Below are 25,464 nucleotides of genomic sequence, written 5' to 3'. Positions count from 1 at the left end.
TCACCTTACTTTTCTAATAATGCTTTAGCTTCAGGATCACTCGGAGTTACGCCCATTTGCTTTGCTTTTTTCAAAACATCTTCAATTGGGCCTACACTACGGAATGCATCTTCTGGAAGATCATCTAAATGACCATCTAAAATCATCTTAAAGCCCTTAATAGTTTCTTTAATTGGAACATAAGAACCAGGCACACCAGTAAACTGTTCAGCCACAAAGAAGTTTTGCGATAAGAAGAATTGAACTTTACGAGCACGGCTAACTATCACCTTTTCCTCGTCAGATAATTCATCCATTCCCAAAACAGAAATGATGTCTTGCAATTCATGATATCTTTGCAAAATATGCTGGACGCCAGTTGCGACTTCATAGTGCTCTTGGCCAACAATTTCAGGGTCCAATGCACTAGAAGTAGATTGCAGCGGGTCAACAGCCGGGTATATACCTTGCTCAACTAAACTACGTTCCAAATTGGTAGTAGCATCAAGGTGAGCAAAAGTAGTAGCTGGAGCCGGGTCAGTATAGTCATCAGCAGGAACATAGACCGCTTGAATTGAGGTAATAGAACCCTTCTTGGTAGAAGTAATTCTTTCCTGCAATTGGCCCATTTCTGTTGCCAAGGTTGGCTGATAACCAACGGCACTGGGCATGCGTCCCAGCAAAGCTGAAACTTCCGAACCAGCTTGAGTAAATCTGAAAATGTTGTCGATAAAGAGCAAAACGTCTTGGCCTTCAACATCTCTAAAGTACTCTGCCAGCGTTAATCCTGTCAGTGCTACCCGCATTCTGGCACCAGGCGGCTCGTTCATTTGACCAAAGACCATGGCAGTTTTGCTTAAAACTCCAGATGCTTTCATCTCAAAGTAAAGGTCATTACCTTCACGTGTTCTTTCACCAACACCAGTAAAGACTGAAATACCACCATGCTCTTGGGCGATATTATGGATAAGTTCCTGAATAATAGTGGTTTTACCAACACCGGCACCACCAAACAGGCCGACTTTTCCTCCACGGACATAAGGTTCAAGTAAATCAATTACCTTAATACCGGTTTCAAGAATTTCCTGACTCGTTGTTAATTCATCATATTTAGGAGCATTCTTATGAATACTGTCACGAGCATGATCTTTTGCAAATTTAGGGCCGTTGTCAATAGGCTCACCTAAAACATTAAAAACACGTCCTAAAGTATCATTACCAACCGGTACTGAAATAGGGCCACCTGTGTCTTCAACCTTCATTCCGCGTCTAAGACCATTGGTAGATTCCATCGCAATTGTTCTTAAAACACCATCGCCAAGCTCTAGTGTAACTTCGAGAACAACAGATTCATCGTCCGACTTAACGACGCGCAAAGCATTGTCAATATCAGGCAGATTTTTGTCAAGCGGGAATTTGACATCGACAACTGGGCCGATTACTTGAACAACTTCACCTTCACTCAAAACATCTACCTCCTTTTCTTAATTATTTCAAAGCGTTAGCACCACTGACAATTTCAGTAATTTCAGTAGTGATTTCTGCTTGTCTTGCACGGTTTAATTTAGTAGTTAAACTCGAAACCAAATCGTCAACGTTGTCCGTAGCACTCTGCATGGCAGTCATTGAACTGGCATGTTCAGCAGTTTTGGCATCCAGAATAGCACCGTAAATAGTAGAACGGGCATATTGGGGAATTAGTGTGGTTAAAACAGCATTAACATCAGGTTCGATATCGTATTCCAAATCTTGATGGGCTTTAGCTTCTTTGACACCAATATCAATATCAACGATTGGCAACATTTTTTCAACCCGAAATGCAGATGAAAGTGAGTTGATGTGGTGAGTATAACATACATATAATTCATCATAAACTCCGTTCAAATACATTTTGATTGCAGTTGAAACAATTGGTAAAACTTCATCAAAAGTAGGTACGTCACTAATACTGTCATTTTCATAAACAACGTTCAGCTTGTTTTTCTTAAAGAAATCAGCACCGACTGAGCCAACAGCCAAAACCTTAATATCTTTGTGTTCAGCCTTCGAATCCTCAAACAATCCCATCATGTTTTTGATGACAGCACTATTATAAGAACCAACAAGACCACGGTCACCGGTAATAACCAAATAACCAGTGGAATTGACCTTTTTGCGTGCTTGAACCATATCGGAAACAACACCCAAACCAAAGACATTTTCATAATCGATTTTGCTAATGCTGTCTTCATCAATTGCAACATGTGCCTTACGCAAATGGCTGACGACTTCAGCACTCATCAAGCGTGATAAAGTTTGCCGTACGTGATCATTGTAGATCGTGTAACCCTTATCCCGCTTTTCAGTTTGGTTTAACTTTGATGCCGAAACCATTCTCATGGCCTCAGTAATTTTACCAGTTTGCTTAACCGAAGCTATTTTCTTCTTCAACGCAAGTAAAGATGCAGGCATATAACTACCTCCTATTTATTACTTGGTGAAAAACTATCCGCAAATTTAGAAATTGCTTCTTGTAATTTCTTCTCATCCGGCAATTCACCAGTCTTACGAATGTGCTCTAGCAAATCTGCATGATTAGTATCGAAATTGTCATATAATTCTTTTTCAAATCTGGCAATATCATCAACTGGAACGGAATCAAGATAACCATGAGTTAAGGCATAAAGAATAATAACCTGTTTTTCAACTGGAATTGGTGTATGAAGTGGCTGCTTTAACACTTCAACAACCCTGCGTCCACGATTTAACTTTGCTTGAGTTGCTTGATCCAGATCACTACCAAATTGAGCAAAACTTTCAAGTTCATGGTAAGCTGCCAGGTCGGTACGAAGCGTACCAGCAACTTTTTTCATTGCCTTAATCTGGGCACTACCACCAACACGGGAAACTGAGTTACCGGCATCAATGGCAGGACGGGTTCCTGCAAAGAACAAGTCGCTTTGCAAGAAAATTTGTCCATCAGTAATTGAAATCACGTTAGTTGGAATATAAGCTGAAATATCTCCCGCTTCAGTTTGAATAAATGGAATGGCCGTCATTGAACCGCCACCAAGTTTATCACTCAACTTCGCACTACGTTCAAGTAAACGTGAATGCAAATAGAAGACATCACCAGGATATGCTTCACGACCAGGCGGACGACGGAGAAGTAAAGAAAGTTCACGATAAGCAACAGCTTGCTTTGATAGATCATCAAAGACTACCAAAACATCTTTGCCGTTATACATGAATTCTTCACCCATTGCCGTTCCGGCATATGGCGCTATATACAGCATTGGTGCGGGTTCACTTGGACCAGCTTCGACAACAATTGTATAGTCCATTGCGCCAAAACGCTTTAAAGTTTCTACTTGTGCTCTGACAGTTGATTCCTTCTGACCAATAAAGACATAAATGCAAATTACGTCTTGTCCCTTTTGGCTCAAAATAGTATCAATTGCCAAACTAGTTTTTCCAGTCTTACGGTCACCAATAATTAACTCACGCTGACCGCGACCGATTGGCACTAAGGCATCAATAGCTTTGATACCAGTTTGCAGCGGTTGATTAACTGACTGGCGTTCCATAACACCCGGTGCCGAAGCCTCGATTGGACGAGTCTTTGACGTTTTTATTTCGCCAAGTCCATCAACTGGCTGCCCCAATGGGTTTACCACGCGACCAATTAGTGCATCACCAACCGGCACACGCATAATCTCACCGGTTCTTTTGACTTGGTCACCTTCACGAATATCATCAAAATTGCCTAGAATAATGATACCAACATCATTTGATTCAAGGTTTTGTGCAATACCATAAGAACCATTGTCAAATTCCAATAGTTCGTTGGCCAAAACATTGTTCAATCCGTGAGCCCGGGCGATACCATCACCTATGTATGTTACAACTCCAACTTCATTAATGTCGAGTTTATCATCATAGTGTTCAAGCTGCTGCTTGATTAAAGAGCTAATCTCTTCTGCTTTTATGCTCAATGGTTTCACCTCTTTTAATTTTTATTAATTAACTGCGCACGAATCTTATTCAGTTTGTTCTTGACTGACCCATCGATTACGCAATCACCAACTTTTAGAATCACGCCACCAATAATACTTTGATCAACCTCATTAGTGAGAATGACTTTTCGCAAATTAAATTTTCGAGCGTAACTAGTACCTAATTCCTGCAATTGTCTTTGATCAAGCGCTACTGCTGAAACAGCAACTCCCGTTTCAATTTTTTGATTTTTATTATACAAATCATTGAAACAGTTTATAATGTCCGGCAATTCCATAAAATGGTCATAATCCAGTAACAGGTTCAAAAAATTCTGAACTTCTTCTGACAGACCTTGCTCAATCACAGAAAGCGATTTCGCTTTTTCGGCACTATTAAAAATTGGGTCGCTAAAAATTCTCAAAATTTGCGGATAATTGGAAATAGCCTCAGCTAGTTCCTGCATATCTGCATGAACAGTATCCAAAGCAGACATATCTTCGGCATAATCAAATAGTGCAGTACCAAAACGTGCAGCAATCTCCGCTTTACTTAAGGCCATTATTTATTCAGCCCCTTAATAAATTGATCAACCAAATCTTTTTGGTCATCAGCAGATAAGTTCTTCTCAATTACTTTTTCTGCAATCGTGACAGAAATATCTGCAACTTGTGCACGAGCTTCATCTAAGGCATCCGCTTTAGCCTGAGCAGCATCGGCCTTTGCCTTCTCATGAATCGAAGCCGCATTATCATTAGCTTCTGCAACAATCTGGGTGCTGGTTTTTTCAGCATTCGCTTTTGCATCAGTAAGAATTTGCGTTGCTTCTTGTCTTGAGTTCTTCAAGGCAGCTTCACGCTCATTAGCCAAAACTTCGGCCTTTTTGCGATTGTCTGCAGCTGAATCAAGATCATTGATTACCTTTTGGCGTCTTTTTTCCATCATGTCGGAAACAGGTCCCCATGCATAATGTTTAACCAAAATAAGTAAAATTGCGAAAACAATTAAATACCAGATAGTATTACCCAGATAAATATGACCTGCCGAGGCTGCAAATAAAATTTGAAATGTCATTTACTGCCCTTCTCTCTTTTATCTAAATTGTTTTAAATAAAAAAATTAAACGAAGAGAATCAGGAAAGCAACAACAATCGCCAAAATAGGAACGGCTTCAATCAGACCAACACCGATAAACATTGTTGATCTTAAGTTACCAGCACTTTCAGGTTGACGAGCCATGCTCTCAACTGTCTTAGTGATAACTTTACCATTACCCCAAGAAGCTGCCAATGCAGCAATACCAGCTACAATCGCTGCTGAGATATATTTAAAAGCTTGTGACATATTTAAACCTCCAATAAATTATTCTTTTGTAACTTTTTTCCCAACATAAACCATGGATAAAGTTACGAAAACATATGCCTGGATAGAGCCAATGAAGACAGAGAATCCTTGCCAGATCATAGCAAGCGGTGCTGCTAACACCAAAGTGATAACACCAAAGCTAGGAGCAAAGCTATTACCTATTAAAGTTAATAACACTTCGCCAGCGTAGATATTACCATATAAACGCAAAGATAATGTCAAAAAGTTAGTAATTTCTTCAATCATATTGATCGGGAAAAGAAAACTAACAGGTTCGGCATAATTACGCCAGTAGCCACCAGTACCGAATTTCTGCATACCGAATGTGAATGAAAGAAGCAAGGTCATCATTGCAAACGACATTGTCGTTACCGGATCTGCTGTGGGAGATTTTACAAAAATGTTGTCTCCCGCCTTAACCTCTAAGAAGAGGCCCAACTGGTTCATAAACCAAATGTAAATAAAAAGGACAAAAGCATAAAGCGAAAGGTGCTTTCGTGCATCAACATCACTGACATTGTCTTTAACAATTCCATCAGTAAAGTCAATCAAATATTCCATGATATTTTGCTTTTTATTTGGTTTCATCTCAACTTTTCTTGATAACCAGATGCAGACAAATAATACGACAGCTGCCATTAAAGTTGAGCCAATGATCCCAGAAAGATCAAATGTCAAACCCAGAAATTTAAAAACAAATGATTGCTCCAATTCTTCGTGACCTCCCTTCTCGTGCCCAAATTATCGAACACTCATACAATATTAACACCATTCAATAATTTTGTGAAAAATGTAAGCGTATTTTGCAATTAATTTACATAAAAAAGATTATTTGGTACCAAATAATCTATCGCCTGCATCTCCTAAACCAGGTGTAATATAGCCGTTTGGCAACAATTTTTCATCTTCGGCGGCAGTATAAATATCGACATCCGGATTCTCTTCTTGAATAGCTTTGACACCCTCAGGAGCGGCTACAAGAACAGCCAGCTTAATCACTTTAACGCCCCGCTTTTTAAGCGCACCAATTGCCATATTAGCAGAACCGCCAGTGGCAAGCATTGGGTCAACCACAAGACATTCACGCTCTGCAACGTCTTTAGGCATTTTGCAGAAATATTCGTGAGGCATAAGAGTTTCTTCATCCCGATACATACCAATTACTCCTACCTTGGCTGACGGAATCATTTCCATAACACCATTAAGCATACCGATACCAGCACGTAAAATTGGCACAATAGTCAATTTCTTGCCGGCAATCTCTTTTTGGGTTGTCTTGCCAATTGGTGTTTCAATTTCAACATCTTTCAGCGGCAAATCTCTGGTAATCTCGTAAGTCATCAGTCCCCCGATTTCACCAACTATTCTCCGAAACTCGTTAGAACTTGTCTCCTTACGCCTGATAATTGTTAACTTGTGTTGAATTAACGGATGATTCAAAACCGTAAATTTGCCCATCTTTTTCCTCCTATAAACATAATTACATTTACGTGTATTTTAATAAAAAAAGCAGAGGGTTTAAAGTCCCTTGCTACTAAAATTTTTACTCTTTGACATAATGATGACCAGCGGCAGCTTTATTAAGCCTGTTCATATATGCCAGAGTATTCTCGCTGCCACTAAATCCCTGCACAAAAATTTGTTTGATCTCTGGTTTATCATCGAAGTAACGTAAACCACCAAATAAATTATGGTCGGCCTCTAACAAGTTTTTACCTAAATTAAATTTATTTGCGGCCGGCAGCTTAATTTTTTCAAGCACATCTGTTAATGCCATTACTCCTGTTGCACTTGTTAAATCAATGTTTGCAAAGTCTTCTGGATCATCAACCACGACTACGGGTGCACTCGGAGCATAATGACGGTATTTCATTCCCGGAGCTTTCGGAACATCTTTATCAGCAACTTTACCACTGTTAATTAAAACTTTTTCACCCAAAACCTGACTTAACTCTGCGGGAGTAACTGCACCAGGACGTAAAACAATGGGCGTAGCTACAGACAAGTCAATAATCGTTGATTCCAATCCAACTTCTGTAGGTCCACCATCAATAATTCCCGCAATTTTTCCCTTTAAATCATGATAGACATGCGCAGCTGTCGTTGGACTGGGCTTAGTCGAAGTGTTGGCGGAAGGTCCAACAATTGGGTAACCCAATTTACTGATCAACTGATGAGTTAAGTCATCATTAGGACAGCGAAAAGCCACAGTATCAAGACCACCAGTTACAGCTTTAGGCAGACTGTGAGGTTTAACATAAAGCAAAAGGGTTAAAGGACCTGGCCAAAATTTTTTAATTAACTTTTGAGCACGCTCTGGCACTTCTTTAGCATAATGAGACATCATTTGAGCATCAGAAACGGTCACAATTAACGGATTGTCACTAGGACGTCCCTTAGCCTTATAAACATTTTTTACAGCTTTTTCATTTGTGGCAATGGCACCCAAGCCATAGACTGTTTCTGTCGGAAAAGCAACCAATTCACCTTGAGCGAGTAATTTTACTGCATCATCTATTTGATCTTGTGAAAAAATTTTAGTTTCCATTATTTATTCCACTTTCCTTTAACCATGCGTGGCTTTCCAGCTAAATCATTTTTGAATTCAATGGTAAAATCCGGCAGCTCCCGTCCAAATAAATCAACCAGCTGCTCTTTCTCACTGAAGCCAAATTCCAAGAAAAACTCTCCTCTGCTGTTTAAGTGATCACGCACTTGTTTGACAAACTTCTGGTAAAATTCTATACCATTTTTTCCACCAAAAAGTGCCTCCTGGGGTTCATTTTGCAATACGTTTTGGTCCATCACATCTTTTTCAGTTTCCTTTATATAGGGAGGATTAGAAATGATTTTATCGAACTTTTCAAGACCAATTAAAATGTTTGCTTTTCGAACGGTAACATCAACTTTATGAATCAAAAAATTTTCTTCGCTAGTTCTTAGTGCAGCATCAGTGACGTCAGAAGCATATAAATCAAGATCGGTAATCTGCTTTTTAGCAGCTTCTTTAGCTAGAGCTACTGTAATGCAGCCGGAGCCTGTTCCTAAATCAAGCACTTTATCACCACTGGTCAGATTTGCTAAAGCCCATTCCACTAACTCTTCAGTTTCAAAACGGGGAATTAAAACTCCGCGCTGCACTAAAATTTTATAACCAAAAAACCAGGAGTAACCCAAAATATACTGAGGCGATATCCCTTTAGCCAGCTTGCGCACATCCTTTTGTGCTTGCTTAATTTGGTCTGGTGATAATTCCATGTCCTGTTTTAATTGAAACTCACTAGGACTCAGCTGCAGTCTTTCAGCTAGCAAAAAAGCGATATCTTCTGGTCTTTGTTCTGGTGCAGTTTCAGCAGCCCAAATTCTCAAACTTTTTAAAGTGTCAATTTTAGACATTCTGTTCGGCCAGCTCCTCTAGTTGCTTTGTTTGATTATATAAAATCAAAGCATCAATAATTTCATCAAGTTCTCCATTCATTACCCGGTCAAGCTTATTAAGAGTCAAACCGATACGATGGTCAGTTACCCGGTTTTGCGGGTAATTATAAGTTCTGATGCGCTCAGACCTGTCACCTGTACCAACAGCATTTTTTCTCTTAGCATCATACTTATCACGGTTTTGACTTTCATAGTAATCGTAAACACGTGATTTCAAAATTTGCATGGCTTTTTCCCGGTTTTGCTGTTGACTACGCTGATCTTGCATTGCCACTACAATACCAGTAGGTAAGTGAGTCATGCGCACAGCACTGGAAGTTTTGTTAATATGCTGACCGCCCGCACCACTTGAGCGATAAACATCAACTCTAATGTCTTTGGGATCCAAATCAAGGTCAACTTGCTCATATTCAGGCATGACTGCCACTGTAGCAGTTGAGGTATGAACACGGCCTTGAGATTCAGTTACAGGAACGCGTTGCACGCGGTGCGCTCCGTTTTCATATTTAAGTTTTGAATAAACCTTGTTGCCAGTGATCATAATGGCAACTCGTTTATAACCACCTACTTCAGTTGGCTCACTGTCGACGATAGAAACCTGCCAGTTTTGTCTTTCAGCGTATTTTTCATACATTCTGAGCAAGTCTCCGGCAAACAAGGAAGCTTCATCACCACCAGCTGCTCCTCTAATTTCCATAATAATGTCTTTATCATCATTAGGGTCTTTGGGCAACATTAATATTTTGATTTCATCTTCAAGTTTAGCAATATCCTGCTCTAACTCGTTATTTTCATCTTTGGCCATCTCAACCAAATCTGAATCACTCTCGTTTGCAATAATATCCTTATTGTCTGAAATTTCTTTTTTATCAGCCTTATATTTGCGATATTTTTCAACTACATCGCGTAAATCTGCTTCTTCCTTAGAAACTTCCATGTACCTTTTGGTATCATTGATAACTTCCGGGTCAGCCATCATTTCCTGTAATTCGTCATAATGAGCAACAAGACTTTCAAGCTGTGCCATAATTTTATCCATGTTGTTCTAATCCCTTCCTATCTTGTTTGATGCGGATGAAAATAATGAAACCGACAAACCGGGTAATAACTTTCATCCCCACCTATTTGAACCTGTTCACCCTCGTAAACTGGTTTACCATTGTGTATCCGTTGATTCATTGTAGCCTTTCTACCGCAGTAGTGGCAAATTGTTTTGATCTCTTTTATTTTATCAGCAAAAATCAACAAATTCTTGGTTCCTTCAAATAAATTATTTTGAAAGTCGTTTTTTAAGCCGAAAGTCATGACAGGAATGCATAAATCATCAACAATTTTGGCACATTCTACCACATGATGACGTTCCAAAAACTGGGCTTCATCGACAAAAACACAGGCGATTGCGCCATCACCTTGTGCCTTTTCCTGTTCGTTCAACTTTTTTATATAAGCAAAAATATCAAAATCATGGTCGATCGGAACTGCCTTTCGGTGGAGCCCAATTCTTGAAGCCACAGTGCCTACACCACTACGATTATCAATTTTACTGGTTAACAAAGCAATCTTGCGCCCCTGAGCCTCATAGTTATGAGCATCCTTCAGTATTTCTAAAGTTTTGCCGCTGCTCATCGTACCGTACTCAAAAAATAATTGTGCCATTTTTGCTCCTTTGTTTCATTTAAATTCATCTAACTTATCTAGTATAATGTAAAAATAAAATATGTGTAGTTAAATGGTTATAAAAACTCGTTTTCGGTTTATGGCTATGCTATAGTTGATAATGATTTTAAAGCGAGGGAAAAATATGAGTTTTAAATCTGTAATAGCAAAAAGCGCGGGTAAATCAAGCTACTGGTTTTTACATAACGTTTTAAAAGGTGGCACTAGTTTTCCCGGCAAACTGGCAATGAATCTTGATCCGGAGATTTTAAAGACACTGGCTGACGGCTATGAAACGGTCATTGTTACAGGAACAAACGGTAAAACCATGACTACCGCATTGATTGTGGCGGCATTAAGAGAAAAATACGGTGACGTCTTAACCAATCCATCAGGTTCCAATATGCAACAAGGAATTGTGACGGCTTTTTTAGCCCATAAAAAGAAAAAAGCGGCCAGACCAATTGCGGTGTTAGAAGTTGACGAAGCTAATGTCAAAATGGTGACGGAATTGCTTCATCCTAGTGTGTTTGTTCTTACCAACATCTTTCGCGACCAAATGGATCGCTACGGGGAAATCTACACTACTTACGAAAAAATTGTGGATGGTATTAAATTAGCTCCTGAAGCTACTATTATAGCCAATGGTGACGCCAGTATCTTTTCTTCAGTCGACTTGCCTAATCCTAAAATTTTTTATGGCTTTAAACTGCCAAATGATAATCCGCAAAATGATACCAAGGCTCCAGTTAATACTGACGGCATCTTATGTCCTGATTGTGATCATATCTTACATTATCATGAAAGGATTTACGCCAATCTGGGAGATTTTTTCTGCCCCAACTGCAACTATCGCAGACCTGAATTAACTTATTTTGTTAACAAGATTACTGAGCAGACGCCGAATAACCTTGAGTTTCAAATGGGCAGTAAAAACTATACTATCAACATTGGCGGCACTTACAATATTTATAATGCTCTAGCTGCCTATTCAGTGGCGCGCTATTTTGACCTCAGTGAAGAAGAAATTGCTCAGGCTTTTGCTAAAAACAAGCGCATTTTTGGCAGACAAGAATTAATTAAATATGAAGGAAAAGAAATTGATTTGATTTTAGTTAAAAATCCGGTTGGTCTAGATGAAGTGCTGCACATGCTTAACACGGAAAAAGATGATTATTCCTTAGTTACATTGCTTAACGCTAACCACGCTGACGGCATCGACACTTCCTGGATTTGGGATGGTCAATTTGAAGACTTAAATCACGATCAAATTAAAAAAATTTTGGTTGGCGGCGAGCGCTGGCACGACATGGGCTTTCGACTGGAAGTTGCCGGCTTTGATCCCGGTAAAATGGTTACCTGCACCGATAATGAAGAAGTAATCGCCAATATTGCTAATTTGCCAACTAAAAAAGTTTATATTTTATCTACCTATACTGCTATGCTCTCTTTACGTAAAACTATGGCTGAGAAAAAGATGATTAAGGCAGGGATGTAAAAAATAGTCAAATAATTATTGTTTTGAATATGGCAATTAAAAGCCCGCAAAATGCTTCGTTGATATGACCCTCAAATTTAGGACAAATTTGGGGGTATTATTATGGCTAACTTATCTAAGCAAGACAAAATTGAAATCTTCAATCTTTGGCAAAACTATCAGGTTGGAACCACTGAATTGAGTCGCCGCTATCAGGTTAATCCGTCTACTATTAATTATCTCTTGGCTCTCATTAATCGTCATGGTACAGCTATTCTTGACCGACCTATACAGGCTATTCAATTGCGTTTAAGGAGAGGGTCATTAGACGGGTGTATGTGTAAAATAAAAATTTCAAGTAAAGAAAAATAAACTTATCTTATAAGTAGAAAACTTTCTATTGTCTCCATTCAAAGCTAATTGATAATATTTTAGAAACAAAAAATACACAACCCCCCAAAAATTTAAAAATTGTGTATTTAATCTTAATTAATAAAAACTAGTTTTTCATTAACTCTGATGGGCAAATTAGTTTTTCAACTCTCATAAACCCAGTTGTTGAGCTATTTTTATTGGGATATCCGGGCTCGAACCGAAACATGCAGGAACCAGAAACCTGTGCCTTACCATTTGGCTATATCCCAGTGTTAAATCACCCGCACGAGAATTGAACTCGTAACTCCACCTTGAGAGGGTGGCGTCTTAACCATTTGACCAGCGGGCAAAATCAACAGTAATTATTATGCTTGAAGATACACGCAATGTCAAGTAGTTTTCACGCTTTAGCGGTAAAAATTATCGAACTATTTTTTTGGCAAACGCATCATCATTTTCAGTTGACTACCAGTAGCCACAAATTCTCAAAATTAATTTGAGAATTGTATATAATAGAGTAAGATACTTTTACTAAAGGATAGTTTTTATGATTGACTACTCAAACACCCAGAACTTAATCGAATCAATGGTCACGGAGCGCATTGTACCGGGTGTGAATTATGCTTTTATTAAAGATGAACAGGTTTTTACTTCAACCGTTGGCTTTGCGAGTACTTACCCCAAGGTGACGCAACTGAGTCCGTTTGCCATTTATGATTTAGCCAGTCTGACCAAAGTGATTATCACTGAAAATATTTTGCTTAAATTATATCAAAATGGACAGCTCAATTTTACTGAACCACTGCATGACTTTATTCCTGAATTTAAAGATGAACGCGTACGTCTTTTTCATTTGCTAACTCACACTAGTGGAATAAGGGGCTGGATAAAAAATAGGGATCAATTATCTCGCGAGGAATTAATCGATGCTATCATCCACTTGCCTGTAACAGAAGAATTTGAACATAAAATGCGTTACGCAGATACCAATTTTATTCTTTTAGGTTTAGTTATCAAAAAAATATTTGGTAAACCAGTTCAAGAAGTTGGTCAGAACATAATAATTGAGCCCGCTGGACTCAAAAATACGACTTTTACTCCCGAAAAAGACTTATGTGTTCCCACTGCAGTTTATCAAGGAAGAGTTTTACAAGGAATTCCTCATGATCCCAAAGCACGCCAATTAGGAAGTGATTGTGGCTCAGCCGGTCTGTTCTCTTCTATGAACGATTTGGTTAAATTAAGTAAGGGGTACTTGGGCTTGGATAAAAGTATATTGCCTTATAGTCAAAACTTAGTCGCAAAGCTATTCGAAAATAAAAATCCCCAAGGCTTAAAGCCTCGTTCATGGGGTTGGGATCTACGCTTTGATCCAGAGTTGCACTATCCCTTAATTCTTCATACGGGATTTACTGGAGTTCTGATGCTTCTCGATAGAGTTAAAAAATCTGGCTTAATTCTTTTGACCAATCGCATACACCCTACTGGCCATAATCAAGTCTTCTTAACAATGAGAGAAAGAATCATTCAAAGCTTTTTAAAAGAAAACGACCATTAAAAAAGCAGCTTCATATAGAAGCTGTTTTTTAACACTTTTTACGCTTAGGCCAAAAATGATAAACCAGATCTACCACTGCTTGAGCAAGCATGCCACCAGCCATCCAGTACATTCCCATCATCATATTGCCTGTAAAGGTAAAGTAAGCAGTAATAGCGTATACCACTACCCACAAAACTTTAAAAAATAAGTTATCACACATCATTTGTAAAAAACTCCCTTCAATTCACTTAGAATTATACCGTTTTTAAAGTAAAAAAGGGGGTTATTTCAAGTTATTTAATCACATTAAAGCTCAAGTTTCATTATGATCTGCCATAATTGTTATTAATTCAAAATGTTTACATTCGTAAGCATTAACGAACTTTTTTTAAAAAATTTCTTTGATAAAACCTATTTGATCATTTTTGTGAGTTATGTAATTTAATTGGTTTTTTAACTATCAAAAGGACTTTAAAATTGCAATTCTAAAGTCCTTTTATTTGCTATTCAAAATAATTAGAAACTGTAATCAATGCACATGATTGTGGCATTAGTTCCAAGTTAATCTTGCCATCTTGCATTTTTAGGCTTTCCGCTTTTAATTGTGAAGCAGCACGCAATTCTTTAACTTGCTCATTGTTAACATAGGTTGGTTCTCCCATCTCCTGCCACAATTTCTTTGGATTAGCATGGTTTTCATCAATTCTGTTAATTTCACAAGTACCACTAATTGTTTTGTCCAGATTTATTTCCAATTGTTCTGTTTTTATTGGCTCTTTTGGCACATTATGATTGTAGGCGACGATTTGCAAATCTTTACCTTTTTGAACAGCTAAAATTTCTGCAGTAGCATTATTATTATCTTCAACTTTTATTCTTTGATCACCGAGATTATGGAATATTTCAAATAATCTATAAACTGGTTTTTCAATGCCATCCACTGTTTGCAAACCAAAGCCACCGTGAAAGACTCCTGGTTTTTGGGATTCTTCTTCAAAAATGTCTGAAAATGCCCAATAATCATAACCTTCAACCAGGCCATCATTATCAGCCAGAGTTTTGGCTACCATTGCTGCTCCATAAGGAGTATCATGAGCGGAGTCTCCAACCATCGCTGAAACGCTCCACTCCGTATAAAATAGTGGGTAGTTTTGAGCTTCTTCTCTTGTCTTCGAAGTCATAACTTTAAGTATTCCTCGAGGATAATCTTGTGGAACTCCATTAGTCTTTTTAAAGAATTCGTCAATATCCATGCCACTTTCCCACAACGGATCATCTGTTGGATAATGATGTGTTGAAATAAAGTCCAGCGGTAAATTATTTTTCTGACAAAAGTCTATCATATCTGGTATCCAGGAATTGTAAGATGTGGCAGGACCACCAAAGCGAAGCTTTTCATCAATCTTCTTAGCAGTTCTTACTGTTATTTCATATAAGTGGAAGTAATCTTCTTTGGTACCTGAGAAAAAGCGCGATAAATTTGGTTCATTCCAAACTTCAAAGTACCATGATTCAACCTCATCCTTACCATAGCGCTCAAGAATATGCTCTATGAATTTAGTAATTAGTTCTTCCCAGGCCTTATCGGATTTAGGCATAGAATTATTGCCACCATAAGGAAAGATTTGATTCTGTTTTGAAGCTAAACAGCTGGGCATAAAGCTTAATTCTACAAATGGCTTCATGCCAATTTTTAGTAAGAAATCATAAATTTTATCGATATTAACAAAATTATAGGTGATGCCTTGTGATTTGCCCGTAAAATCCAAGTTCTCAATGCAGACACTCATTTCATCGTCGAACAAACCATGAAAACGGACAAATTTAATACCCATATCCTGATGTACTTTTGTTAATTGCTCTTGATAATCTGCTCTTAATGCGGTATAAGCGTGACTGCTGCCAACACACATTTCCCAATAGTGTGGAAATGGCGTCTTTGAATTTGAATTAATCTTAAAATCTAGCATTCTAATTCTTTCCTTCCATTTTTTCAAAATCACTGACTGCAGGCAGTTTAAGAGCAAAATTATTTTCTAACCACTTGGCACATAAATTGGTCCATTGATTAACAACAGGAGAAATTTGAGATTTAGAACCAGCAGCAGCTTGTGAAGCCAAACTTAGACCATGAGTACCTCGATCAAAAACATGAATTTCATACGAGATATTATTTTTGGCTAAAATAGAAGCCAGTTCCAATGAGTGAAGTGGGTTAACTAGTGGGTCAGTTGCAGTTGTCCATATGAAAAATGGTGGTGTTTCACTATCAACATGATCAACTGGGCTAAGTTTTGTTTCAAGCTCTTTATCTGGAATTTCTGTCCCACAGGTAACAATGTTTGAAGCTGTCATAAAGCGGTAATCCATAGGATTATTTTTTCTCTTTTTAAGATCAGCATCTAAAAGATGATAATCAGTGATGGCATAACCAAGCACAGCAAAGGCTGGCCGTAAATCTTTTTTGTCTACGCCTAAATAATCTGTAAGAACTGGCTCATTAAATTCTGTGGAATAAAGAGCGGCAACATGTCCACCAGCTGAAAAACCGCATACACCAATTCTTTCGGTATCAACGTGCCATTTTGAAGCATTTTTTCTGATCAACAACATGGCCTCACCGAGTTCTCTTATCTGCTTAGGATAAATCGTATTTTCCTTCTTGGGCAAAGTCTTTAACAAATCTGACATTTCTAATGTATCTGAGAAGTATGTAGTATATCTTAAAACAAAAGCGTGATAGCCAAGCGAGGCAAAATACATGGCAACTGGTTCAGCTTCGCGGTCCGAGCAAGTGAAGAAGCCTCCACCAGGACATATTATGACTGCTGGTCTATTCTTGCCATTTAAAGTTTCTATTGAGTCGTCCAAAAGATAGGTTGTCAGCGATGCAGATTGATTTTCTTTACCTAAAAATATTTTTTTGATTTTCATTTAATCTTCTCCTTTTTCATTACTTTGTTGTTTTTCTACTCGACTACCGAATCTGGTAATAAACAATACTTCTGCAGTCACAACTGATACAGCTATGCCAGCCATAAATGAATCGTGGCCTGGTGCAATCTTTACAGCTGCTAGTAACATTGGTACAATCATGCCAGCTACGGAACCAAGTAAAGTAGTGATTGAAACTGCTAATGGAAATTGCTTTTGATCAGTTAAAATTGACATCTCATAGGGGCAGTGGCGTTAACAAGCACAATATTCCCATACCTGAAAAGGCGTTGCCAATGATGTGCAAAACAACATTAGACGAGAACACAATGCAGATAAAAGTAGAGCAAATTCATACTCAAAATACCTATGGCCTTAGAAATTTGTTTTTTAGTCATGAAAGTCACCTTCGTTTTCTTAGTCAAAATCCACATTAAGTTTAGGCAAAACACTTTCTTCGTGTTTTACAATCACAACTGCTTTACCAGAAAAAAGTTTAATTTTACTTAAAGAATATTCGCTGTTATCAGAAGGGTTGCCATTAGTCAATCCGATGATCTGACCATTATTTGCATTAATTTGCAACGAACTATTATCATCGGGAACAAAGTGATTTTGTTCATCAATTGCCTTTAACTCAAATAAAGTACAGTTTTTCCCCCGGTACAAAATAGCAGTATTTACTTTACTAATTTTGTCACTGGTTTCCTTTTTATCTTCAAGCGCAAGCTTATCTTTCACGTATCCTTTAGCTAAAAGTTCTCCAGGTTCATATTTAATCTGCCAATTACATTCATAGTTTTTAACGGCTTTTTTGCCTAAACTTTTATGGTTGATAAACAGTTCAACCTCATCCAGGTTTGAAAAAACTCTGACTTCGGTTTGACCATTTTCAATTGTTAAATCAGTTTTATTCCAAGAAGGCATGAGATGAAGTACCGGCTGATCTTGCCATTGAGCCTGATAATAGTAGAAATAGTCTTTAGGTAAGCCCCCTAAATCCATAATTCCAAATTGAGAACTAATACCCGGCCAACCAAAAGGTGACGGTTCACCATAATAATCAAAGGCGGTCCACAAAAATACACCACCCATATATTCATGTTGATGCAGGTAAGACATCACAGTTTCAGGACGCGCAGTCCCACCTACTCCCGGATCTCCCGGCTTTCTTTTCCCTGGTAAAACCATTGAATATAAAGAGCCAAAATTATTAGTGTGACAGTTTTCAGCATCATCTTTGTAAATACCACGTGTTGAAAAGTACGATGCGTTTTCAGTACACATCATTGGTAAGTTCGGATGACTTTGATGAATAAGTTCAGCTCCTTCACCCATTACACCTGCTTCAGGATAATTGACTCCTAATATGTCAAAGTACTTGATATAATCGTCATTTACTTTTCCCTCTGGATTTAACAATTCTGCAGAAATTAATAATGTATCAGGAGATAAATAACGAATAATCTCTGTGATCTTTTTTACTGAACGACGACCATATTCTGTATTGCCGATAATCTCTTCATTGGCAATTGACCAAAATGAGATACATACATGGGATCGACTTTGCTTTACCATTCTAGTCAAATTTCTTAATCGCCAAGGTGTAGCCTCTAAAAGACGGTTTTCATCAATTAAAATTATTCCCAAGCGATCACATGCGTTTAATAACTCTTTTGCAGCAAAGTGGTGTGAACTCCTAAGCGCATTAACACCCATTTCCTTTAGCCTTTTGATTTTAAAATCAATAATATCTTGATTTAAAGCTATGCCAACCCCACCAAAATCCTGATGCTCACATACACCTTTCAACAGATAAAGTTTGCCATTCAAATGAAAACCATTGACATCATAGTTGACTGTTTTAATACCAAAAGTTTGTTTTAAAGAGTCATTTTCAATTTCCAATCTTGCTTGGTATAAATTAGGATGCTCAGGCGACCATAATTTTGGTTCTTTTATCTCAAATGCTTTGCTAAACCGTCTGACTGACTGAGATTGTATTGTCACAGTCGCAAAATCAATTTGAGTCGTTTGATCTATTGTGAGTTTTGGCGTGACAGAAATAGGCTGATTTAAATCATTTTTGACAGCAAAGCTGACCAACATTTTGGCATTTTGATCATTTATTTTCGTTGTCCTAAAGTAAAACTCATCACTTTCTAAATGGACTAAATCTCTGACTTCAATCCAAACATTCTTATAGATTCCGGCTCCTTCATACCACCACCCTTCAGAACCGGTTGTTGTATCGGTACGCACGAGAATAACATTATTCCCATCGCTAGCGAATCTAATTATTTGTGAAACATCATAGTCTATCTCTACATAGCCACTGTCATTGTGTCCCAAATAACAACCATTAAACCAAATATCACTTGACCCCATAATGCCATCAAAATGTAACAGATACTCCCTATCTTCTGATGAATCTGTTGCAAGTTTAAAAGTCTTGCGGTAATAGGCTATTCCATCAAGTTTAGAACCGGTCATCAACGTATTCGGATCATTTTGATATGGTTCACGTCTTTTCCAATCATCAGGTATATTAATTTCCTGCCACGTTTTATCCAAAGACTTAATAAAATCTGTACCAGCCAAATTCTGTAAACCTTTATCGGGATCACCATTAGATATTAAGTTTAAGAAGTGATTACCTCCCGGACCAACTGGAAGAATATTGCCAGTTTCATTTTCAAGTGGAGCCGTTAACCCACCAAAAGCATACGATTTTTTTGCTAATATTTTTGGTTTTTGGATTTCACCCAAATGAAATTTCCAGTTATAATTTAAAGAAATGGATTCGTTCATATTAGCCTCCTTTTTTTACTTTCCAATGTTATTATAAGCGCTTTCATAGACTAATCAGATATACTTTTTAGTCCTAAATTTAACAAAATTAGTGTTAGGAGAAAAAATGAACCGTAGAATTTATATGTCTTACAATGCTATTCAAAAATACTTGTCATTTTGTTTTTTTAAAAGACATCAAAAAATTTCTTTACTGGATGCAATTTTGCATTTATATCAAAAAAGTAATTATTCGTATGAATTGCCTAAAACTCCAAATTCTTTAAACAAGTCTCATGATATTTTTTCACTCTATCAATGTTTGCAAAATTTACATGTTGACGTAACTCCAATTATCCATAAGCCCCAACAGCTATACAAAAACGTGTCAGAATCTTATTTCATGTTCGCAGAAAAAGACGCTAGAATTTTACTGCAATTTCAAAATGAATTAGTTCACTTCCATAAACATGATTATTTTGAAATAGATCTTGTTTTAAACGGAAAAACAAATTTCTTTACTGATAATTCAGTCTTTACCTTGCACAAAGGTGACTTAGTAATAATTTCACCCGGTACTTCTCATAAAGTAGAAGTCATTGAGAGTAGTATTGTTATTTGCATTGTGATGAAGAAAAGTACTTTTGATAATTCATTTTTTAATTTAATAGAAGCTGATAACATACTAGCGGATTTTTTTAACAAATGTCTCTATAGTTCTACCGAAAACTATTTAGCTTTTAACGTTCAAATCACAGAGAAAATTTTAGGAATAATCCAAAATATATTCATTGAATCTTATTCCTCCTTACCACAATCAAACGCGATTTGTTGTGACTATATTTCTATTTTATTATCCTATGCTCTACGCGGTTTAAGCGAGTCAAATAATTTTAAAACTTGCGATAATAATCTGACCAATAGATTTGCCAAAATCATTAATACTATTAAAGTTAACTGTGATACTGTTAAGTTAAAAGATTTGGCTCGGCAATATAATTATGATAAAGCGTATTTGGGAAAGTTGATTTCTAAAAAGACAGGACATTCTTTTAACTATTTACGCAACTACTACCGCATACAAAAAAGCTGCAATTTACTGAAATATACGGATGACAGTATCAATAGCATCAGCGAACAAGTTGGCTACAGTTCAGTCAACAGCTTTGAAAGAAGTTTTCAAACTATACTCCACCTCACACCCAGCGCATATCGGAGAAGTTTTTAGAAAGACTGCATTTTTATACTTAGAAAATCAAGTCATTTAATATTTATAAAGCAAAAATTAATTTAGTTGTATTTATTAGTTTAAATTTTGTAATAATAACTATACAACTAGAATAAAGTCAGTATTATTCTATCATAATATTGAAACATAGTTATTATTAGCTAAAGCTATTCTTTTAAGCTTTGAAAAAAGACTGGGTAAGGCTTAACCAGTTTCAATTAAAAATAAGTATATGAATTCTGGATTTTTTTTACTAGTAGTAACGACTATTAAATTTCAAATAGGATAAACCTTTAGTTAGGTTTTCTAACCTATAAATTAATTATATGTTGTATCTCTAATATGTATAAATAACTGTATTTTATTTTTTTGCATAAAAAAGTAAATAGTTTCTGACTATTTACTTACAAAAATATCTTAATTTTTTCCTTTAAAAATTCTAAACTTTGATTTTACTTCTTATTTTTTCCATCTGTTTCCTTTGCTTCTTCTTCTAAAATAGTCTTGTCATATGCTTTAATGAATGGCATACAAATGAATATATCTAAAATAAATAATACTACTTCTAAAATTGCGAGTGAAAAACTGCCATTAATAATTCCCGTAAAGCCCAAAGGAACATTAGTTACTAGTATTCCAGCATAACGTGCAACTATACCCGTTTTGATTACATAGTATCCAATAAAAGCATTTAAAGCAGGTACAATAATAAAAGGAACTGCTAAGACGGGATTAAATATAATTGGAAAGCCGAAATTCATTGGCTCAGAAATGCCAAAAAGTGCAGGTACAATAGCTATTTTACTTGCTGTTCGCAAACGCTTTGAACGGGCAAAAATTAAAACAGCTATAGCTAAAGCAGGATAAAATACTGCAACTGTAAGACTATAATTAAAGGTAAAGCCAATAATGTTAGGAATTGATTTACCTGCAGCATAGGCAGCTTGATTAACCGCATCTAATTGAAACAAGATAGTACCTAAAATTGATTCCACAAATCCCGGGTGAATACCAAAAACCCAAAGCAATTGCACTACTATATTAATTAAAACGATAGACCAAATATTATTTCCAATAATTGCGTTTAAAGGAGTTTGCAATAAGTAATAAATTAAATCAAATGCAGATTTAAATGGGGTAGCCAAAAAAATCATTCTTAGAACAAAAGCTACAAATGCAATTACGAAGCCAGGAATTAAGGCGCTAAATGAATTTGAAACATATGGCGGCGTTCCTTTTGGCATTTTAATTGTCCAATTGTGATCATTAACAACAAATTTATATAATCTCACTACAATCCAGGAGCCAATTATAGCAGTGATCATTCCTGCTGGCCCTAAATAATCGTAAGTAAGATAAGCAACTGCTCCCTTTTTCATTAAATATGTTGGTAGTAAAATCAAATAAAACATTATAGATAACAATCCAATATGTTTATACTTCACGTCATACTCATCGGCAAAACTGGAAGCACAAGTAAATGCAACTAACACTCCTAAAAAATTAGTTGTTGCATTAGTTATCATAGATAATGATGCGGCAACACCTGTACCTTGAATAAAACTTTGCCAAGCAGGAATGCGTAGTCCATTAAAAAGACTTGCAAAAGCGCCAACTACTATCAATGGAAAAGTTCCCATTACACCGTTTGATAGTCCTTGTATTACTTTATTTTTACTTACTTTATCACTTAGTTTACCCAACTTAGTAGATATTTCATTATTCATTTTACTCCTCCAAATTTTCTCCATTAGTAGCAATCATCTTTTTATACCAATAAAAAGACTTCTTAGGTATTCTTTTTAAATCGCCTTCTCCTTCATCGTCCAAATTAACATAAATTAATCCGTATCTTTTTCTCATTTCTCCTGTTCCAGCACTAACTAAATCTATTGCACTCCACACTTCATAGCCAAAGACATCGACACCATCTTTATTAACAGCATCTTTTAATGCTTGAATATGAGCCTTCAAATAATTTATACGGTAATCGTCATTAATTTCACCGTTTTGAAAGTTATCTTCCGTACCTAAACCATTTTCAACAACGATTAACGGTTTTTGATACCTCATGTAAAGAAATCGTAGGGACATTCTTAAGCCCAAGGGGTCAATTTCCCAGCCCCATTTTGTGGCTTTTAAATATGGATTTTTAATTCCAAAAACAACATTTCCTGAAGATTTATCTGATGCTTTTTTAGAGTCTTCAGTTACTAAGGAAGAATAATAACTAAAGCTGACAAAATCTACAGTGCCCTTTTTTAAAGTTTCTAAATCATTTTCAGTAATATCTAATTTTAAATTCTCATCATTGAATTTATTTATAACTTTCTGGGGATATTTTCCGAATACCTGTATATCCCCCGCTTCCAAAACAGAATCTTCCATGTCAAATGAAGCTTTGACATCCAATGGATCACATGTTTTGGGATAAACAATTGGAAAAAGTATCATATTTCCTACTGAATTTTTAGGATTAATTTTATGACATTCGATTACAGCTCGTGCACTAGCTACTAATTGGTAATGTAAAGCCTGATAGATCACTTGATCACGATTTTCATCATTTTTTATTACTATTCCTGCAGGATTCCAAGGATTTCCAGAAATAGCATTTATTTCATTAAATGTCAGCCAGTAATGAACGTCACTTTTATATTCTTGAAAAACCGTTTTTGCATAATTAACAAAAAATTTTATAAGTTTCCTATTTCTCCAAGAATGATATTTTTTAACTAAATTTAATGGCATTTCATAGTGAGATAACGTCACTATGGGTTCTATATTATATTTATGCAACTCATTAAAGACATCATGATAAAACTTCAGTCCTTCTTCATTAGCCTTATTTTCATCACCATTGGGAAAAATCCGTGACCAAGCAATAGACATCCTATAAGACTTGAATCCCATTTCGGCAAATAACTCGATGTCTTCCTTGTAATGATGATAAAAGTCAATCCCTAAGTGACTAGGATATTTCTCCCCGTTTTCAACTGTATCAGTAACTATTCTTTTCTTATGCAGTGAACCTTGAGTCAAAACATCAGCCGTACTCAATCCTTTACCATCTAAATCAAAAGCACCTTCAATTTGATTAGCTGCAGTTGAGCCACCCCATAAAAAATTTTTCTTCAACATTGTTATACTCACATTCATTTTTTAATTTTGTCTTATTACTATGTAATCTGAGATTAGTTATTGCAATTATCGTCAGAAATTTTTATTAGCACAGTTTAAAAAACATCTTCTAGTATTTATTTTCCAAATATCATCATAAACTCTTTTATTAACTGAATAGATATACTTATTAGTGTCAAATTTAACAAAATTAGTAGTTTGTGAAAAATTAATTGTTCGTAGATTTAAAATTAAAATTTTCAATAACACCCAAATATTTAATTATTCGATACTAATTCTATTTCACATCACAAAAGTTTTTATATGAATGAATATATTCTTCTATGTGAGCTTTTCAATTTATCATTCACATCACTCTTCTTTCTTTATTAAAATTAAAGCGCTTTAATTTTAATAAAGTATATGATTGTTATAGTAGGCAAACAATATGCAAAAGCTAGACAAATTATGTTGATTTCACAGATTTTATTAAAAAAGAAGACATAAAAAAATACCATTATCTGGTATTAGAACGGTATTTTGCTGGAGAAATGCCAAAGTATTGTTTGAAAATTTTATAAAAATAGGATGCATTTTCATATCCCACTCTCGTGGCAATCTTTTCAATCGAAACCTTAGTGTATGTCAGATATTTTGCTGCTACATTCACTCTTTGCAGCTGGACTAACTTAATAAATGACAAACCGGTTTCATTTTTTAAATAATCTGATAAATAATTAGGATTAAAGCCAAAATGCTGCGCCATCTGCTCCAATGTGATCTTAGAATAATTTTTTTCAATATACAGTAGCAAAGAAAGTAAATTATTGTTTTTCTTTTTTGAATCAGTGACCGATGCTTCTCGATAATATGTTTTTCGTATTAGCAAGGAAAACATAGTCAGCATTTCCAATTTGATAATCTGATCTGATTGTATTCGTGCACCATAATATTCATCAATGATATCGTATATGACAGCAGTAATTTTAGGATCATGATCAATCTCGAATAAACTGTATCGTCCTTCACCATGATCTTCATCTGACAATAAAGAAAAAAGTAAACTTGAAATTGAAATGCCTTTTCCTTTTGATTGCAAAAAATCCAGTTCGTTCAAAGAAAAAGCAGATGTACGCAATTCAATATTTAAAACTACACCATTTTTGCTAATCGGTTCCACTTTGTGAGGTGTTTTGACGCCTACAAAAATCATATTATCCTGCTTAACTTTAATACGTTCATGTTCAGTTACTAAGACACAGTTACCCACCAAGGGAACGTTAATTTCTACATAATCATGTATATGAAATGGAATATATGATTCTACGGGTTGAACTGATATTGTAATTGAACTACTGTTTAGCACTAAGTTATCAGAATAAGTATTGAAGAATTCATAAACAGGTTCACTATTAATATGACCAGCAACTTTTAATTTGAAATCACCATTTTTAAAATCTTGCAACATTGTATTCCAATCTCGAAAGCTATTATTCTGACGTAACATTTGAATTATTTTTTCGTGCATTTTGACACCTTTAAGCTTATGAAAAAGATTCTGTGAAATAAACAGTTTTATTATGTAAT

At 36.1% G+C, this 25,464-nt stretch carries 24 protein-coding genes and 2 tRNA genes; 4 read left to right on the top strand and 22 right to left on the bottom strand.

Features of this window, described 5'->3' with window-relative positions:
* Positions 1 to 5: 5 nt before the first annotated feature.
* The 12 genes from atpD to H3R29_RS01700 form a co-directional block, all read right to left on the bottom strand.
* Entirely contained in the window at positions 6 to 1,445 is a 1,440-nt protein-coding gene (gene atpD / locus H3R29_RS01755) for a F0F1 ATP synthase subunit beta (RefSeq protein ID WP_046324714.1), read from the bottom strand.
* 22 nt (positions 1,446 to 1,467) lie between these two features.
* On the bottom strand, positions 1,468 to 2,430 hold the full coding sequence (locus H3R29_RS01750; protein ID WP_122025962.1) for a F0F1 ATP synthase subunit gamma: 963 nt from the start codon (positions 2,428 to 2,430) through the stop codon (positions 1,468 to 1,470).
* Positions 2,431 to 2,441: 11 nt separating this feature from the next.
* A complete protein-coding gene (gene atpA, locus H3R29_RS01745) occupies positions 2,442 to 3,953 on the bottom strand; it encodes a F0F1 ATP synthase subunit alpha (protein WP_046324712.1) in 1,512 nt (503 codons plus the stop codon).
* Between the two features lie 14 nt (positions 3,954 to 3,967).
* Complete coding sequence (atpH, locus tag H3R29_RS01740) at positions 3,968 to 4,516, bottom strand: ATP synthase F1 subunit delta (RefSeq protein WP_110445995.1); 549 nt, start codon at positions 4,514 to 4,516, stop codon at positions 3,968 to 3,970.
* A complete protein-coding gene (atpF, locus tag H3R29_RS01735; protein ID WP_110445994.1) occupies positions 4,516 to 5,028 on the bottom strand; it encodes a F0F1 ATP synthase subunit B in 513 nt (170 codons plus the stop codon). The genes atpH and atpF overlap by 1 nt, the downstream gene beginning before the upstream one ends.
* Positions 5,029 to 5,073: 45 nt before the next feature.
* The gene (gene atpE, locus H3R29_RS01730; protein WP_034981200.1) at positions 5,074 to 5,298 is read right to left on the bottom strand and encodes a F0F1 ATP synthase subunit C; all 225 of its coding nucleotides are present in this window, start codon (positions 5,296 to 5,298) and stop codon (positions 5,074 to 5,076) included.
* 18 nt (positions 5,299 to 5,316) lie between these two features.
* A complete protein-coding gene (atpB, locus tag H3R29_RS01725; protein ID WP_046324709.1) occupies positions 5,317 to 6,030 on the bottom strand; it encodes a F0F1 ATP synthase subunit A in 714 nt (237 codons plus the stop codon).
* A 117-nt stretch (positions 6,031 to 6,147) separates the two neighbouring features.
* Positions 6,148 to 6,777 carry a uracil phosphoribosyltransferase gene (upp, locus tag H3R29_RS01720; protein WP_110445993.1) on the bottom strand — a complete coding sequence of 210 codons (630 nt, stop codon included), beginning with the start codon at positions 6,775 to 6,777 and terminating at the stop codon, positions 6,148 to 6,150.
* Positions 6,778 to 6,862: 85 nt separating this feature from the next.
* Positions 6,863 to 7,867: an L-threonylcarbamoyladenylate synthase gene (locus H3R29_RS01715; RefSeq protein ID WP_198202385.1), complete on the bottom strand. Its 1,005-nt coding sequence runs from the start codon at positions 7,865 to 7,867 to the stop codon at positions 6,863 to 6,865.
* Positions 7,867 to 8,715: a peptide chain release factor N(5)-glutamine methyltransferase gene (gene prmC / locus H3R29_RS01710; RefSeq protein WP_046324706.1), complete on the bottom strand. Its 849-nt coding sequence runs from the start codon at positions 8,713 to 8,715 to the stop codon at positions 7,867 to 7,869. The genes H3R29_RS01715 and prmC overlap by 1 nt, the downstream gene beginning before the upstream one ends.
* The gene (gene prfA, locus H3R29_RS01705) at positions 8,708 to 9,796 is read right to left on the bottom strand and encodes a peptide chain release factor 1 (RefSeq protein ID WP_110445990.1); all 1,089 of its coding nucleotides are present in this window, start codon (positions 9,794 to 9,796) and stop codon (positions 8,708 to 8,710) included. The genes prmC and prfA overlap by 8 nt, the downstream gene beginning before the upstream one ends.
* A gap of 17 nt (positions 9,797 to 9,813) precedes the next feature.
* Positions 9,814 to 10,413: a thymidine kinase gene (locus H3R29_RS01700; RefSeq protein ID WP_046324704.1), complete on the bottom strand. Its 600-nt coding sequence runs from the start codon at positions 10,411 to 10,413 to the stop codon at positions 9,814 to 9,816.
* A 145-nt stretch (positions 10,414 to 10,558) separates the two neighbouring features.
* On the opposite strand from H3R29_RS01700, the gene H3R29_RS01695 reads away from it, so the two are divergent.
* Positions 10,559 to 11,911 carry a Mur ligase family protein gene (locus tag H3R29_RS01695; RefSeq protein WP_198202384.1) on the top strand — a complete coding sequence of 451 codons (1,353 nt, stop codon included), beginning with the start codon at positions 10,559 to 10,561 and terminating at the stop codon, positions 11,909 to 11,911.
* A gap of 102 nt (positions 11,912 to 12,013) precedes the next feature.
* Positions 12,014 to 12,262, top strand: a complete 249-nt coding sequence (locus tag H3R29_RS01690) for a hypothetical protein (RefSeq protein ID WP_198202383.1) — start codon at positions 12,014 to 12,016, stop codon at positions 12,260 to 12,262.
* Positions 12,263 to 12,462: 200 nt separating this feature from the next.
* Here H3R29_RS01690 and H3R29_RS01685 read toward each other — a convergent pair.
* Both H3R29_RS01685 and H3R29_RS01680 read right to left on the bottom strand, forming a co-directional pair.
* Positions 12,463 to 12,534, bottom strand: a tRNA-Gln gene (locus H3R29_RS01685).
* 8 nt (positions 12,535 to 12,542) lie between these two features.
* Positions 12,543 to 12,614 (bottom strand) — tRNA-Glu (locus H3R29_RS01680).
* A gap of 198 nt (positions 12,615 to 12,812) precedes the next feature.
* On the opposite strand from H3R29_RS01680, the gene H3R29_RS01675 reads away from it, so the two are divergent.
* Positions 12,813 to 13,823: a serine hydrolase gene (locus H3R29_RS01675; protein WP_122025951.1), complete on the top strand. Its 1,011-nt coding sequence runs from the start codon at positions 12,813 to 12,815 to the stop codon at positions 13,821 to 13,823.
* Positions 13,824 to 13,851: 28 nt separating this feature from the next.
* Here the strand turns inward: H3R29_RS01675 and H3R29_RS01670 are convergent, their stop codons facing one another.
* From H3R29_RS01670 to H3R29_RS01650, 5 genes are all read right to left on the bottom strand, one after another.
* Entirely contained in the window at positions 13,852 to 14,028 is a 177-nt protein-coding gene (locus tag H3R29_RS01670; protein ID WP_174794384.1) for a hypothetical protein, read from the bottom strand.
* 280 nt (positions 14,029 to 14,308) lie between these two features.
* Positions 14,309 to 15,775, bottom strand: coding sequence for a hypothetical protein (locus H3R29_RS01665; RefSeq protein ID WP_198202382.1), 1,467 nt, complete (start codon positions 15,773 to 15,775; stop codon positions 14,309 to 14,311).
* Between the two features lies 1 nt (position 15,776).
* Positions 15,777 to 16,739 carry an alpha/beta hydrolase gene (locus tag H3R29_RS01660; RefSeq protein WP_187156550.1) on the bottom strand — a complete coding sequence of 321 codons (963 nt, stop codon included), beginning with the start codon at positions 16,737 to 16,739 and terminating at the stop codon, positions 15,777 to 15,779.
* Positions 16,740 to 16,976, bottom strand: a complete 237-nt coding sequence (locus H3R29_RS01655) for a hypothetical protein (RefSeq protein ID WP_187156549.1) — start codon at positions 16,974 to 16,976, stop codon at positions 16,740 to 16,742.
* Between the two features lie 180 nt (positions 16,977 to 17,156).
* A complete protein-coding gene (locus H3R29_RS01650; protein WP_198202381.1) occupies positions 17,157 to 19,550 on the bottom strand; it encodes a DUF4982 domain-containing protein in 2,394 nt (797 codons plus the stop codon).
* Between the two features lie 106 nt (positions 19,551 to 19,656).
* Here H3R29_RS01650 and H3R29_RS01645 point away from each other — a divergent pair, with 106 nt between their 5' ends.
* On the top strand, positions 19,657 to 20,757 hold the full coding sequence (locus H3R29_RS01645; protein ID WP_198202380.1) for a helix-turn-helix domain-containing protein: 1,101 nt from the start codon (positions 19,657 to 19,659) through the stop codon (positions 20,755 to 20,757).
* 452 nt (positions 20,758 to 21,209) lie between these two features.
* On the opposite strand, the gene H3R29_RS01640 is transcribed toward H3R29_RS01645, so the two are convergent.
* The 3 genes from H3R29_RS01640 to H3R29_RS01630 form a co-directional block, all read right to left on the bottom strand.
* Positions 21,210 to 22,484: a PTS sugar transporter subunit IIC gene (locus tag H3R29_RS01640; protein WP_198202379.1), complete on the bottom strand. Its 1,275-nt coding sequence runs from the start codon at positions 22,482 to 22,484 to the stop codon at positions 21,210 to 21,212.
* Position 22,485: 1 nt separating this feature from the next.
* The gene (locus H3R29_RS01635) at positions 22,486 to 23,898 is read right to left on the bottom strand and encodes a glycoside hydrolase family 1 protein (protein ID WP_187156545.1); all 1,413 of its coding nucleotides are present in this window, start codon (positions 23,896 to 23,898) and stop codon (positions 22,486 to 22,488) included.
* Positions 23,899 to 24,394: 496 nt separating this feature from the next.
* On the bottom strand, positions 24,395 to 25,405 hold the full coding sequence (locus H3R29_RS01630; protein WP_187156544.1) for a helix-turn-helix domain-containing protein: 1,011 nt from the start codon (positions 25,403 to 25,405) through the stop codon (positions 24,395 to 24,397).
* Between the last annotated feature and the right edge of the window lie 59 nt (positions 25,406 to 25,464).

This window comes from Lactobacillus sp. M0393 (assembly GCF_016102025.1).
In the GTDB taxonomy this organism is placed as follows: domain Bacteria; phylum Bacillota; class Bacilli; order Lactobacillales; family Lactobacillaceae; genus Lactobacillus; species Lactobacillus melliventris.
Note: the sequence above shows the minus strand (reverse complement) of the source record. Positions and strands in the feature narration are given on the sequence as shown.